General features: G+C 73.4%; 12 protein-coding genes. 1 reads left to right on the plus strand and 11 read right to left on the minus strand.

All coding sequences use genetic code 11. The annotated features are described in order from the left end of the window. Positions 1-99: 99 nt before the first annotated feature. The 11 genes from QSJ60_RS17565 to QSJ60_RS17615 all read right to left on the minus strand — a co-directional run bounded on the left by QSJ60_RS17565 (position 100) and on the right by QSJ60_RS17615 (position 11,807). The gene (locus QSJ60_RS17565) at positions 100-1,272 is read right to left on the minus strand and encodes a M23 family metallopeptidase (RefSeq protein WP_285464884.1); all 1,173 of its coding nucleotides are present in this window, start codon (positions 1,270-1,272) and stop codon (positions 100-102) included. Positions 1,273-1,505: 233 nt separating this feature from the next. Beyond that, on the minus strand, positions 1,506-2,330 hold the full coding sequence (locus QSJ60_RS17570; protein WP_285464885.1) for an inositol monophosphatase family protein: 825 nt from the start codon (positions 2,328-2,330) through the stop codon (positions 1,506-1,508). A 23-nt stretch (positions 2,331-2,353) separates the two neighbouring features. Continuing rightward, the gene (locus tag QSJ60_RS17575) at positions 2,354-3,376 is read right to left on the minus strand and encodes a LacI family DNA-binding transcriptional regulator (protein ID WP_285464886.1); all 1,023 of its coding nucleotides are present in this window, start codon (positions 3,374-3,376) and stop codon (positions 2,354-2,356) included. 19 nt (positions 3,377-3,395) lie between these two features. Further along, a complete protein-coding gene (locus QSJ60_RS17580; protein ID WP_230768785.1) occupies positions 3,396-4,469 on the minus strand; it encodes a C45 family autoproteolytic acyltransferase/hydrolase in 1,074 nt (357 codons plus the stop codon). A gap of 58 nt (positions 4,470-4,527) precedes the next feature. Further along, a complete protein-coding gene (locus tag QSJ60_RS17585; protein WP_285464888.1) occupies positions 4,528-5,667 on the minus strand; it encodes a P1 family peptidase in 1,140 nt (379 codons plus the stop codon). Beyond that, the gene (locus QSJ60_RS17590) at positions 5,664-6,704 is read right to left on the minus strand and encodes a P1 family peptidase (RefSeq protein WP_230768783.1); all 1,041 of its coding nucleotides are present in this window, start codon (positions 6,702-6,704) and stop codon (positions 5,664-5,666) included. The genes QSJ60_RS17585 and QSJ60_RS17590 overlap by 4 nt, the downstream gene beginning before the upstream one ends. Beyond that, on the minus strand, positions 6,701-7,465 hold the full coding sequence (locus QSJ60_RS17595) for an ATP-binding cassette domain-containing protein (protein ID WP_285464891.1): 765 nt from the start codon (positions 7,463-7,465) through the stop codon (positions 6,701-6,703). Before QSJ60_RS17595 ends, QSJ60_RS17590 begins: the two co-directional genes overlap by 4 nt. After that, entirely contained in the window at positions 7,462-8,322 is an 861-nt protein-coding gene (locus QSJ60_RS17600) for an ABC transporter ATP-binding protein (RefSeq protein ID WP_285464893.1), read from the minus strand. Before QSJ60_RS17600 ends, QSJ60_RS17595 begins: the two co-directional genes overlap by 4 nt. Then, a complete protein-coding gene (locus QSJ60_RS17605) occupies positions 8,319-9,203 on the minus strand; it encodes an ABC transporter permease (protein ID WP_285464895.1) in 885 nt (294 codons plus the stop codon). Before QSJ60_RS17605 ends, QSJ60_RS17600 begins: the two co-directional genes overlap by 4 nt. After that, positions 9,200-10,171 (minus strand): ABC transporter permease, encoded by a 972-nt coding sequence (locus tag QSJ60_RS17610; protein ID WP_189085559.1) that lies wholly within the window; start codon positions 10,169-10,171, stop codon positions 9,200-9,202. Before QSJ60_RS17610 ends, QSJ60_RS17605 begins: the two co-directional genes overlap by 4 nt. Before the next feature lie 7 nt (positions 10,172-10,178). Continuing rightward, entirely contained in the window at positions 10,179-11,807 is a 1,629-nt protein-coding gene (locus tag QSJ60_RS17615; RefSeq protein WP_285464898.1) for an ABC transporter substrate-binding protein, read from the minus strand. A 303-nt stretch (positions 11,808-12,110) separates the two neighbouring features. Here QSJ60_RS17615 and QSJ60_RS17620 point away from each other — a divergent pair, with 303 nt between their 5' ends. After that, positions 12,111-13,952, plus strand: coding sequence for an MOSC domain-containing protein (locus QSJ60_RS17620; protein ID WP_285464899.1), 1,842 nt, complete (start codon positions 12,111-12,113; stop codon positions 13,950-13,952). Positions 13,953-13,981 lie beyond the last annotated feature (29 nt).

Here is a 13,981-nt window from a genome sequence, read left to right on the forward strand (position 1 = left end):
CGTGCTGCGCCGGCCCCAGGGTCGGCGCGGCGGCCCGGTCAGCCGATCAGTCGGCGTCGACGCGTCGGCCCAGCCTGTGTCGGCCCAGTCCGTGTCGGCTCAGTTCGTGTTGGCGTACAGCCACTCGAGCGGGTCGACCCAGGTGCCGTTGATGCCGCCGATGCGGATCTCGAAGTGCAGGTGGGGGCCCGTCGACATACCGGTGTTGCCCGTCTCGCCGATGACCTGACCGACGTGCACGGTGTCGCCGATCTGGACCGTGCGCGAGCCCTCGATCATGTGGGCGTACACGCTCGTGACGGTCTGGCCGTCGATGACGTGATCGATCATGATCACGGTGCCGAGCGAGCCGCCGTTGTCGGTCGACTGCGAGACGACGCCGTCGGCGATGGCCTGGATGTCGGCGCCGAGGCCCGGGTTGAAGTCCTGACCGTGGTGGTCGCTCGAGCAGCCGGCGCAGTCGCGGTAGCCGAAGCGGTCGCCGATGTGCACGCCGACCGCGAAGGGCCACTGGATCGTGCCGTTCGGGTTGTTCGTGAAGGTCGCCTCGGCGCGGATGCCGGCCGCCGCGGCGTACTCGGCGATCGACTGCGATTTGTACGACTCGAGGCCGAGCTGCGGGGTCGCGGCGATGGCATCGCCGCTGGTGTCGAGCGTCTGGCCCGCTTCGCGGCCGGAGTCGGTGCCGGTGAGGGCCATCGCCTGCACGTCGTCGGAGCTCAGCAGCGACAGCGAGGGCACGGAGGTGGCGACGGCGAGCATCGCGGCGAAGCCCATCGCGACGAGGCTCGTGAGCTTGGCGCCGCTGCGGCGCGCCCGGGCGGGCGCGGGGGCGGCGAAGGCGGCGTTCGCCGCACGCGGCGGGCGGGCGGCCGCGACGGGGGCCTGCACCGGAGCAGGATCCTTCGCGAGGCGCCGCGAGCGCGCCTTGGGCGCCTCGTCGCGCAGCCGCGCGCGGCGGCTGAACTGGGCCTCGGGGGCCGGCGCGCTGATCTCGGGCACCGCGACGGCGAGCTCCGCCTCGGCCGGCGCTGGAAGCGGCTCGGCGATGCGGGCGGCGGGGTGCTCCTCGACCCGGGCGGGCGCGGCCTCGGCGGCGGCCGCGACGGCCTCGGCGGGCACGGGCTCGCCCGAGATGATGGCGTCGAACAGCTTGACCCCGCTGGGCTCCTCGACGACGGCCGGAACGGGCGCGGCGGGGGTCGCAGCCAGCTCGGCGGCGCGCTCGCGTTCGCGAAGCTCTCGACGGGTCAGGGGTCGTTCAGACCGCAACGGGGTCTGAGTGCCTGGCGTGGAACCGTCGGGCACGAGGGGGGACTCGAGCACGTAGGGGCTTTCGGCGTTGGGGGCGGACGTAGGGGCCGTCATTCCGAGCGGTGCTCGGGTAACAGATTGGTAAAGGCTACCCCGGGCACGCCGATCGCGCCACCCGTCGGGCATCCGCTCCGGCCGGCATCCCCGCCGTTCCAGGCGACGCGCCGTGAGAGCGGTCCCGGGCCCTCCGCTCAGGCGGGCAGTCCGGCCGCCGCGAGCGCCGCGCGCAGCTCCGGCGCGAGCCCCGGCCCGGCCGCGACGAGCAGCTCGCTCGACTCGCGCCCGCCGCCGGGCCCGGTGACGAGCGCGCCCGCCTCGCGGGCGATGAGCGCCCCGGCGGCGTGGTCCCAGGGGTTCAGCCCGGTCTCGTAGAAGCCGTCGAGCCGGCCGGCCGCGAGCGCGCAGAGGTCGAGGGCGGCCGAGCCGAGGCGACGGAGGTCGCGGATGCCGGGCAGCAGCGCCGCCGCGACGGCGCCCTGAGCCCGGCGCACCTCTGCGGCGTAGCCGAAGCCGGTGCCGATGAGCGCACGCGACAGCGGCACCGGGTCGTTCACGCGCAGCTTGGCGCCGGCGAGGCGCGCGCCGCCGCCGTTGCTCGCCTCGAAGAGCTCGCCCGAGACGGGGTTCACCACGACGCCGGCGAGCGCGGTCCACTCGGCCGGGTCGGCCCCGCCCGAGACGACGGCGATGCTGATCGCCCAGTTCGGGATGCCGTAGAGGAAGTTGACCGTGCCGTCGATGGGGTCGACGATCCACTCGAGCCCGCTCGTGCCGATGCGCGCCGCATCCTCCTCGCCGAACACGCCGTCGTCGGGGCGCTCCTCGGCGATGAGCGCCCGGATGAGCGCTTCGGTGTCGCGATCGACCGCGGTCACGATGTCGAGCGGGGTCGACTTCGTCGCGGCGACGCTCACCCCCTCCCGCCGGGCGGCGAGCGCCTGCTCGCCGGCGCGGACCGCGATGTCGCGGGCGAGGCCGAGGAGCTCGGCCGGGGACGGAACGGCTGCGGAGGTCATGCCCCCACGCTACGCGGCGGCTCTCAGCCCTGCGAGCGCCCCTGGGTGGACTCGCGCACGTGTAGTTCGAGCGGCAGCTCGATCGAGGCGCCCCGCTCGGTCTCGCCGCTCAGCAGGCGGAACAGCAGCCGCGCGCACTCCGCGCCCGCCTCGCCGCCCTTCGTGTCGATCGCCGTGACGGAGGGGTGCATGGCGCGCAGCGCGCTGTTGTCCACGCAGGAGGCGAGCAGCAGGTCCTCGCCGATGGTCCGCCCGGCCGCCGTGACGACGGGTGCGACGGCCGCGGCAAAGCCGTCGCTCGCACCGATGAGCGCGTCGATGTCGGGTTCGCGTTCGAGGAGCGCGGCCGCCTCGGCCTGCGCCTGGGAGGCGTCCGTGCCGAAGGTCGCGACCGCGACCGCGGGCTCGACGCCGTGGTCGCGGCACCAGGCGAGGTACGACTCCTGGATGCCGATCGACCAGTCCGAGACCGTGGCCGAGGCGAGCAGGGCCGGACGGTGCGCGCCGCGCTCGGCGAGGTGGTCGAGCAGCACCCTCGTGTACGCGCCGTGATCCGACCAGACCACGCCGGTCGGCTGCTGGCCGCTCGGGAAGCGCTCGGAGGAGACGACGGGCAGCCCCATGGCGAGCAGCCGCTCGACCATGGCATCGCCCTCGGCGGGGTCGATCATGACGAGGCCGTCGACGTGCGGGGCGTAGTTCGGCCGCGCCTCCTCGCCGGCCACGATCACGGTGACGTCGTAGTCGAAGCCGGCCGCGACGTCGACGACGCCGTACACGAAGGAGAGGTAGTGCTCGCTGCGGAAGACCACCTGCGGGATGTACAGGCCGATCGCCCCGGTCGTCGCGGTGCGCAGCGAGCGGGCGGAGCGGTTGATGGCGTAGCCGAGCTCGGATGCCGCGCGCAGCACGGCCTCGCGGGTCGCGTCGGAGACGCGTCCGTGCCCGCGCAGGGCGTCGGACGCGGTGGTCTTCGACACTCCCGCGGCTCGCGCCACGTCCACGATCGTCGCCGGCGTCACGTGCCCTCCCCGAGTCCCCGCCATTGTGTCAGACCCTCCCTGCTCAGAACACCTGCCAGCTCGCCCGCTCGACGCGGCAGGGGCCGCCCTCGTGGAACTGCAGCCGACCGGCCTCGAGGTCGAGCGAGATGGTCAGCAGGGTCTGCCAGCGGTGCTCGAAGGCGAGCTCGGGGTCGGGGTGGCAGCACACCGGCGCCCCGTCGGCGTCGTGCACGAGCATCCCGACCGCCCGCTCGACCGGGTCCTCGGAGCGGAACAGCGCCTCGCGGGCGAGCAGGTGCTCGAGGCGGGGGTAGCTGCTCGCGGTGGCCGGCGAGAGCTCGCCGCCCGAGAGCGCCTCGTCGAGGAAGTGGTTCGTGTGCACGAGCAGCCCGTCGTCGTTGGGCCGCACGACGGCCGCGCCGCCGGGGCTCAGCTCGACGCAGACCGCGTCGGCGACGCCGCCGGCGTAGGAGACGATCGTGAGCACCGTCGAGGCGCTGACCGCGGCGGAGGACGCGATCGACACGGCCTCCTCCAGGGTTCGGGCCCGGTCGAGCACGGCGCGGGCGACGACGTGCACGGGGACGCCGATGCCGTCCCCGTCGCCCGCGTGGTTCAGGATGTTGAAGTGCACGCCGATGCCGGCGCTGTTCAGGCCGATCTTGCCGAGGATGCCGAACTCCGTGAAGTACCGCACCTCGTGGTCGGGGCGCACCCGGGCGCGGACGACGAGCGTGTGGTCGTTCGAGACGTCGTGCCAGTCCCAGGTCTGCACGGTGCGCGGCGCGGCATCCGCCGGCAGGGTGACGACCGTGGAGCACTCGCCCTCGCCGATCGCGCCGACCGTCGCGAGGATCTCGGTGCGCGCGTTGAGCACGCCGAGCTGCCAGTGCTCGAGGCCGGCGCCGTCGGCGAGGCCGCGGAGCTCGGCGGCGAGCTCGGGCGCCCACTCCTCGGTGCGCTCGATCGCCTGCCGGCCGATTCCGGGCAGGTCGTCGGCGACGACGCCCACGACCTCGAAGAGCTCGGCGTAGCCGCGCGCGTTCCACGCGATCTCCTCGGCGCCGAAGCGGCCGAGGGCGAGCCCGCGCTGGTAGGGGTCGAGCTCGTCGGTCTCGAAGCGGCGGACGGTCATCTGGTCGGTCCTTCCTCGCGGCGGGCCGCGAACGGGGTGGTGCTGGTCGTCGCTCGGGTCATCGGCCGGCCTCGAGCACGGCGTCCCAGGCGAGTTCGGAGGCCACGGCGGCGAGCGCGATCGAGTTGACCGCCTGCTCGCCGAGCCGGGTGCTGCCGGCGGGCGGCAGCGTGATCTCGTCGGTCGTGAGCGCGAAGAGCGTGTCGCCGTCGTGGTTGGTGTGGAACGGCTGGATGGCCCGGTGCATCGAGCTGTGCACCTGGCGGCCGAAGAGCCGGAGCTCCTTGTCGTCGAGCTTGACGTTCGTGACGACCGCCGTGATCGTGGTGTTGCCGGCCGCCGTCACGGGCTGCTCGCCCGCGAGCAGGGCCGCCTCGTAGTCCACGACGGGCAGGCGCCGCTCGCCCGTCTCCGGGTCGTAGTTGCCGCGGACGATCCGGCCGTCGCGGTCGACGATGACGCCGACCGGGTTCACGATGGTGACGACGAGGATGCGGATGTCGCCGATCTGCCGGAAGGCGGCGCCCTGCCCGGTGAACTCGCAGCGGGAGAGGTCGATCTTGCCCGCCGAGGCCGCGATGCCCGCGCCGACCCGGCCGACCGGGATCACGTCGGGGCGGGCGGCCTCGAGCGCGGCCCGGCCGAGCGCCGCGTCGGGCACGATGCCCGTGTCGCGCGCGCCCAGGTCGTAGATGACGGCGCCGGAGGCGGAGCGCAGGTCCTGCCAGCCGACCCGCCCCTGCTCGCGCACGAGCAGCTCCTCGTCGACACCGGTGGCGGCGGCGAGCCCGTAGGAGGAGCCGCCGGCGAAGCAGATCGCGTGGTTGAACTCCTCGTAGCGGCCGATGATGCCGATCGCACCTCCCCGGGCGTCGACCGAGGTCCGCGCGCCGTTCGCAATCGTGATGACCGTCGCACCGGTCGGCCCGTTCGCGTACTCGGCTGTGCCGACGGCGACGCCGGGGAAGTCGAAGGGCACCAGCCCGCGGCCGACGCCATGGCTCGGCACGAGCTCGACGTCGTCGTTGCCGACGCGGTCGCCCCAGTAGGGCGGGGGCGTGAGCCGGTGCGGAGCGGCGCGGCCGGCGTCGCTCGCGGCGGGGTCGATGAACGGCACGTCGGATCCTTCCGTGGCGGTGGCGGTGGCGGTGCGGGTGGCGGGAGTCTCGCCGGTGGGCGCGGGCGCTGCGGCGCTCATCGGGCCGCCTCGAGCACGGCGTCCCAGGCGAGCTCGGAGGCGAGCGCGCCGATCGCGATCGAGTTGACCGGGGCGTCGTCGTCCTCGGCGGGGACGCTCGGGTTGAGGTCGACCTCGTCGGTCGTGAGCGCGAACAGGGTGTCACCGTCGAGTGCGGTGTGGAAGGGCTGGATGGCCCGGTTCATCGAGGAGTGCACCTGCCGCCCGAAGTGGATGAGCTCGCGGTCGCTCAGCCGCACGTTCGTGATCACCGCGGTGATCGTCGTGTTGCCGCGCTCCGCGCGCGGCTGCTGCGCCCGCTCGATCGCCGCGAGGTAGTCGCCCTCGAGGCGGCGGCGCTCGCCGCGTTCGGCGTCGTAGTTGCCGCGCACGACCTCGCCGTCGCGGTCGACGATGACGCCGACCGGGTTCGGCACGGTGACGACGAGCACGCGCACCTCGCCCGCGCGGGCGAAGGCGGCGCCCTGGCCGGTGAGCTCGGTGCGGGCGTAGTCGATCTTGCCCGCGGAGGCGGTGGCCCCGGCGCCGACCCGGCCCACCGGGACGCGGCCGTGCTCGGCGGCGCGGATCGCGGCGCGTCCCAGCGCGGCATCCGGGTGGATCGCCGTCTCGCGCGCCGAGTAGTCGTAGATGACCGCGGTCGAGACGAGCTGCAGATCGTCGACGCCGCCGCGGTTGCCGCCGCGGGCGCGGAGCTCGTCGGCGACGCCCGAGCCGGCGGAGAGGCCGTAGACCGAGCCGCCGGTGAGGCAGATCGCGTGGGCGAAGTACTCGAAACCGTTGCTCATGCCGATCGCACCGCCGCGGGCGTCGATCGCGAGCCGGGCGCCGGCCGGGACGTGCAGCACGGTGCAGCCGGTCGGGCCGTTCTCGTACGTGGCGACGCCGACCTCGACGCCGGGGAAGTCGTACGTGACGACGTCGCCCGACCAGTCGGTGCTCGGCACGAGCTCGACGTCGCGGTTCGTGGGCCGGGGGCCCCAACTGGGCAGTCCGGCGAGCCGCGGCGGGATCGCGGTGGCTGAGGGGTCGGTCACAGTGCCTCCAGGAGTTGGCGGGAGTATTCGTGTTCGGGGGTCTCGTAGAAGCGGGCGGTGTCGGCGAGCTCGACGATCTCGCCGAGCCGCATCACCGCGATCCGGTGGGCGAGGTAGCGCACGGCCGCGAGGTCGTGCGAGATGAAGAGGGCGCCGAAGCCGTGCTGCGCCTGCAGGTCGATGATGAGGTTCAGGATCTGCGCTTGCACCGAGACGTCGAGCGCGCTCACCGCCTCGTCGAAGACGATGAAGCGCGGGTTCGTCACGAGCGCCCGGGCGATCGCGATGCGCTGCCGCTGCCCGCCCGAGAGCTCGTGCGGGTAGCGCGCCGCGAGGGCGGGGTCGAGCCGCACCTGGCGGAGCAGCTCGGTCACCCGCTCGGCGTGCGCGGTGAGGCGCGAGCCGTCGAGCGCGGCGAGCGGCTCCGCGACCGAGAGGCCGACGGGCATCCGCGGGTCGAGCGACCAGTGCGGGTTCTGCGGCACGGTCTGGATGAGGCCGCGGCGGGCCCGCCGCTGCTTCGGCCCGCCGATGGGCTCGCCGAGGAAGCGCACCGTGCCGCTCGTCGGCTCGCGCAGCCCGAGGGCGACGCTCGCCGTGGTGCTCTTGCCGGATCCGGACTCGCCGACGAGGCCGAGCGTCTCGCCCGCCTGCACGTCGAGGCTGACCTCGCGCATGGCGACGAGCTCGCTGCGGCCGCGCCCCCACCCGGTGCGGAACACCGTCGTGACGCGGTCGAGTTCGAGGATCGTCTCGCTCATCGGGCCACCACCTCCTCCTCGTCGCGGAAGCTCGCCGCGAGCGCGGCGACGTCGACCGAGCTCGTCTCGATCCGCTCGCCCGGCTGCACGCCCGCCGGGTCCGCCGCGGCGAGCGCGACGGTGTACGGATGCGTCGGCGAGCCGAGCACCTGCTCGGCGGGGCCGTCCTCGACGACGCGGCCGGCGTACATCACGGCGACCCGCTCGCACCAGCGGCCCACGCTGCGCAGATCGTGGCTGAGCCACAGCACCGTGGTTCCGGCGTCGCGGGCGAGGCCGAAGACGAGCTTCGTCACCTCGCTGCGCACGTTCGAGTCGAGCGCCGCGGTCGGCTCGTCGGCGATCAGGATGCGCGGCGAGCGCGCCATCGTCATCGCGATCACGATGCGCTGGGCCATCCCGCCGGAGATCTCGTGCGGGAAGAGCCGCAGCACCCGCTCCGGCTCGCGCATCCGCACCCGCTCGAGGTGCCTGACGAGCGCGGCCCGGTCGTTCGGCAGCCCGCGCAGCGCGAGCTCGAGCTGGCGGCCGATCCGCATGGTCGGGTCGAGCGCCGAGATCGGGTCCTGCGGGATGAAGCCGAGCTGCTCGCGGCGGAGGGTGCGCAGCTCCTTCACGCCGAGCTGCAACACGTCGTGCCCGTCGACGAGCACCCGGCCCTCCGGGTAGCGGGCGTTGCCTGGCAGCAGCCGGCCGACGAGGGAGCCGAGCGTCGACTTGCCCGAGCCGGACTCGCCGACGAGGCCCACGGTCTCGCCCGCGCGGACCGCGAGGCTCGCGCCGTCGAGGGCGCGCACGATGGTGCCGCCGGTCGAGTACTCGACCGTGACGTCTTGGATGTCGAGGATGGCGCTCATTCGAGGGACCTCGCCTCTCTCGGTTCGAATCGGTCGCGCAGGCTGTCGCCGATGAGGTTGATGGCGAGGATGGCGAGCACGAGGATGAGTCCCGGCAGCAGGATCAGCCACGGCGCCTTCACCATGTAGAGGGTGCCCTCCTGCACGAGGAGGCCGAGGCTCGAGCCCGGCAGCTGCACGCCGTAGCCGAGGAAGCTCAGGCCGCCCTCGACGAGGATCGCGACCGACAGCGCGTAGGTGCCCTGCACGGCGATCGTGCCCGAGATGTTCCGCAGCACGTGCCTGGTCATGATGACGGGCGTCGACACCCCGCTGATGACGGCGGAGGTGATGAAGTCGCGCTGCGCGACGAGCCTCGTCGCCTGCCCGACCATCCGCGTCATCAGCGGCACCGTGACGAGCACGATGCTGCAGAGCGCGGCGATGTAGCCGGGCCCGACGACCGCGGCGACGAGGATCGCGAGCACGATCGCGGGGAAGGCGTAGAGGATGTCGCCGACGCGCATGATCAGCCCGCCGGTGCGGCCGCCGCGGTAGCCGGCGATGATGCCGCAGAGCGTCGCGATGACGGCGGTCAGCAGCACCGCCACCGCGGAGAGCAGCAGCGTCGTCATGACGCCCTCGAGGAGCCGCGGCAGCAGCGAGCGGCCGAGGCTGTCGGTGCCCGCGGGGTAGGCGAGCGACGGCGGGGCGAGCCGCGGTCCGACGATCGCGGTCGGGCTGCCGCCGAGGCCGAAGAGGCGGCCGAGGAGCGCCGCGGTGAACAGCACGGCGAGCGTCCACATCGCGGTCTTCGCGAGCCCGTCGAAGGAGGCGAGGTAGTCCCAGGCGCGGCGGAGCAGGCCGCGCCGTCGCCCCTCGACCCGGATGACGGCGGTCATGCGCCCCGTCCCTTCTTCGCGACGCTCACCCGCGGGTCGACGAGGCCGGTGAGCACGTCGATCAACAGGCTCGCGATCACGAACACGGCGGTCGCGAGGAGCACGCCCGCCTGGATCACGGTGTAGTCGCGCCGGTCGAGCGCGAGCACGAGGTAGGAGCCGATGCCCGGCACGTTGAACACCCGCTCGACGATGACGGCTCCGCCGAGGAGGTAGGCCGTGATCGTCGCGGTGAGGGTGAGCACGGGGATCAGCGCGTTCCGCAGCACGTGGTGCCGGATGATGAAGCCCTTCGGCTCGCCGCGCGCCACCGAGGCGGCGATGTGCGGCTCGACGAGCACCCCGATCACCGCGTCCCGGGTGGTGCGCGCGGTGGCCGCGACGCAGAACACCGAGAGCACGAGGGCCGGCAGCAGCAGCGAGACCACGCCGCGGCCGAAGTCCGTCGTCGGCGAGGTGAACGCGCCGACCGAGAGCCCCAGGTCGAAGCGGGAGAAGAGGAACACGACGAGGCAGCCGAGCACGAACTCTGGGAAGCTGATGCCGATCGTCGAGACGATCCTGGCCGCCGCGCTGCCGCGGCCGGTCGAGGCGTGCGTGCCCGCGTAGACGCCGAGCGGGATGCCGATCGCGATCGTGACGAGCATCGCCATCCCGGCCAGCAGCGCGGTGACCGGCAGCCGGGAGGCGAGCTCGTCGAGCACCGGCTGCTGGCTCGCGAGCGAGAGCCCGAAGTCGCCGCGCGCCGCGTTGCCGAGCCAGAGCAGGTACTGCTCGGGCAGCGAGCGGTCGAAGCCGAAGCTCTGCCGCAGCTGCTCGCGCTGCTCCTCGTTCGAGAGCGGGCCGAGCACGATCTGGGCGAAGTCGCCGGGGAGGCTCCTGACCGCGGCGAAGATCAGGATGGATGCCCCGAGCAGCACGATGATCGCGCTGAGGAGCCTCCCCGGGAGCCAGTGGAGCAGGCGCATGGTGCCGTTAGCCCTCGCTCTTCAGACGGAAGTCCGTGACGTAGCGGAAGATGTCGCCGTAGCCCTCGTTGGAGTTGATGGTCGGGCTGATCAGGTCGTCGCGGTAGGCGATGACGCCGGGGCGGGTCATCAGCGGCACCTGCTCGGCGCCCTCGTCGACGGCGGCGCAGAGCTTCGTGAGCGTCGCGTCGCGTCCCTCGCCGGCGGGCTCCTCGCTGGCGTCGACCACGAGCTGGTTGAGCTCGGGCGAGCCCTGCATGAAGCGAGCGGTGAAGCCGGCCTGGTCGGTGTTCCACCAGCGCGAGACCATCGCGGCGTCGCCGTAGCCGGCGTACCAGCTGACGCCGATGTCGGCGCCGGCGGTCTCGTCGGAGCCGTAGAAGGTGGCGCCGTAGGTGGCGTCGTCGACGATCTCGATGTCGACGGTGACGCCGAAGGGCTCGAGCTGCTGCTGGATGACCTGGGCGATCTTGCCGGGGGCGCTCTCGGAGTTCCAGGTCTGCAGCGAGAGCGTGATGTTCTCGGCGCCGGCGTCGGCGAGGAGCTTCGTGATCTCCTCGTCGCTCAGCTGCTGGCTCGGCAGCTCCTCGGGGTCGCAGGCGCCGGGCAGCGACACGGGCGAGACGCCGGTGGCGAGGCCGTGGCCGGCGAGCGTGAGGTCGGAGAGCTGGGCGCGGTCGATCGCGGCGTTCACCGCGAAGCGCACCCGCTCGTCGGCGAGCGGCGAGTCCGGGTTCGTGGAATTCAGGATGACGTAGTAGAAGTCGGTGTTCTGCTGGTTCACGACCTTGGCCTCTGGGGTCCCGGCGAGGAGGTCGAGGGCGTCGGCGTTGTTGAAGAACACGTACTGAGCACTGCCGTCGCGGATGGCGGCGAGGCGGTTGGCCTCGTCGGGCACGATCTCGAGCTCGACGGCGTCGATGCCGAGCTCGTCGAGGCCGTGGTAGTGCGGGTTCTGCTCGAAGCTCCAGGACTCGTCCTGCACGTGCGCGGTGGGCACGAAGGGACCGGTGCCGACCATCTCGGTCTTCAGGTCGACGGTGCCGTCGCGCACCTCCTGCACGGGGAGGATCGCGGCGGGCGTGTTCGCGAGGGCGCCGAGGAGGGCGGTGTACGGGGCGGAGAGCTTCACCGTGACCTCGAGGTCGCCGGTGACCTCGACGGATTCGATCGGTCCGAGCTGCAGCGACCACGCGGAGCCGGTCTCGAGCAGGAGCTCGATGCTGCCCTTCACGTCATCGGCGGTCATCGGCCGGCCGTTCGAGAAGACCGCGTCGTCGCGCAAGTGGAAGACGTACTCGGTGGGGCTGACCTCGTCCCAGGACTCGGCGAGGCCGGGGGTGAATTCGAAGTTCTCGTCGATGTTCACGAGCGTCTCGTAGGCGAGGCCCATGATCGTCCAGGAGCGGGCGGTATCGGCCGTGCGGGGGTCGAGGCCGTTGGGCTCGACGGTGTCGTAGTCGAGGTAGGCCCGGAAGGTGCCGCTCGAGGCGATCGACTCGTCGGCGACCGCGAGGAAGCCGGGGGCGACCTCGGCCGCGGCGTCGTCGCCGTTGCCGGCTGGTTCGCCGGTACAGCCGGTGAGGAGCAGGGTGGCGGCGGCGAGGCCGCCGATGAGGGGGAACGCGTGTCGCATCGTTGTCGACTCCCTTGGGTTCGTGGGCGGGGGCCCGTGATCGGAGGGGTGGAGCAAGGGGTTCCTGGTGTGGCCACGGATGCCGGATCGTTCCGGCGTGTTGGAAAGCTAGCCCCGATCGGATGCCCCGTCAAGACCCCGGCGGAAGGTTTCCCGGAATCGAGACATCCCCGTGATCTCAAGCTCCGGATCGTTCCGGCAGCGTTGACGGCGTGCGCGCCTCCCGCTAGTCTCGCTGCGAGTGCCGGATCGATCCGGCATCCTCGTTCGCCCGACGAACGCGATCGCGCTGAAGGAGGCGCCATGGCACCCGCTCACCTGGAGCGCATCGTGCGCTACCCCGTGAAGGGCCTGCCCGGCGTGCCCGAGACCGACGGGGCCGAGCTCCGCCCCGGCCGCGGCCTGCGCTGGGACCGCAGGCACGCCGTCGAGAACGGCACCGTCGTGCCAGCCGATCGCGCGGCCTGGCAGCCCCGCGAGACCTACTTCCATCTCGCGAAGTACGAATCGATCGCCCGCATCGGCACCGCCCTCGACGGCGCCGACGGCGACGACCCGGTGCTCACGCTCAGCGCGGCCGACGCCGTCGCCCGGGTGCGCCTCGCCGGTCCCTCCCTCGACGCGGCCGACGCCGACGCGCTCCTCCGGGCGACGCTGCCCGCCGGCCCGCTCGGCTCGCCGACGCTCGTCCGCACTGCGGCGGCCGGGCTCTGGGATTGGCCCGCCGCCCACCTCTCGATCATCAATCTGGCCACGCTCGAGGCGCTCGCCGAGGCGGCCGGCGAGCCCGTCGACCCGCGGCGCTTCCGCGGCAACCTGTACCTCGGCGGCCTCCCCGCCTGGGGCGAGCTCGCGCTCCTCGGCCGCCGGGTGCGGCTCGGCGGGGCGGTGCTCGAAGTCTTCCAGCCGACCGACCGCTGCCGCGCCACCACTATCAACCCGCTCGACGCGGTCTCCGATCTGAACGTGCCGGCCCTCCTCGCGAGCCGCTTCGGCCACATGTTCTGCGGCGTCTACGCCCGGGTCGTCGAACCCGGCCGCATCTCGCCCGGCGACCGGATCGAGCCCCTCGACGAGCGCACGCCGCTCCCGGGGGCCGAGCACGGCTGGCCGCGCACCGGACGCGTCGTCGAGCGCCGCCGGGAGTCCGAGGCGGTCACGAGCTTCTGGTTCGACGACCCGCTCGGCCTCCTACCTCGCGCCCGGCCCGGCCAACACGTGCGCATCCACGCGCCCGGCGCCGCGGCGCCGAACTGGCGCTGCTACACGATCTCCGCGACCGACGACGGCGCGAGCGAGTCGGGCACGTCGGGCCGGTTCCGGATCAGCGTCAAGCGCGACGGCCGCATCTCCACGGCGCTGCACGAGCAGCTGGAGTCCGGCGGCGAGCTCGTCGTCACCGGCCCCTTCGGCGACGTCGTGCTCGAAGAGGACGCCTCCCGCGACCTTCTGCTCGTCAGCGCGGGCGCCGGCATCACCCCGACCGCCGCGATGCTGCGCGCCCGGCTCGCCGCGCCCGGCACCGGCCGGGTGCGCGTCGTGCACAGCGAGCGCGACGCGGCATCCGTCGCCCTCTGGGACGAGGTGCGGGACGCCGTCGCCGCCCTGCCCGACGCCGAGGCCTCCCTGCACCTCACCCGCGACCCCGCGGGGGCCGAACGCCTCGGAGCCGCGAGCGTGCGGCCGGACGCGGCGACGTTCGGTGCGATCCTCGCCCAGCTCGACCTCGACCGGCTCGACGTCTACGCCTGCGGCCCCGGCACCTTCACCGCCGACGTCCGCGCGCAGCTCGCGGCGCTCGGCGTCGACCCGGAGCGGGTGCGGGCCGAGGTCTTCTTCTCCCCCAGCTCCGCCGAGCTCGCCGAGCCGCGCGAGCCCTCGACGAGCGGCCCGCACCGCATCACCGTCGGCGAGGACGAGCTCGACTGGCGCCCCGAGTCCGGCTCAGTGCTCGACGCCGTCGAGGGCATCGGCATCGACTGGACGAGCGGCTGCCGCGTCGGCGTCTGCGGCACCTGCGTGCGGAAGCTCACGAGCGGCACCGTCGAGTACCTGAGCGAGCCACTCACCCCGCCGCCCGCGGGCAGCGTGCTCGTGTGCTGCTCCGCCCCGACGAGCGATCTGGTGTTCGACCCCGGGGACTGAGCCGTCCGCCGCTCGCTCCGCACCGACCC

The sequence above is a fragment of the Agromyces sp. NBRC 114283 genome (assembly GCF_030268405.1).
Classification (GTDB): Bacteria; Actinomycetota; Actinomycetes; order Actinomycetales; family Microbacteriaceae; genus Agromyces; species Agromyces mediolanus.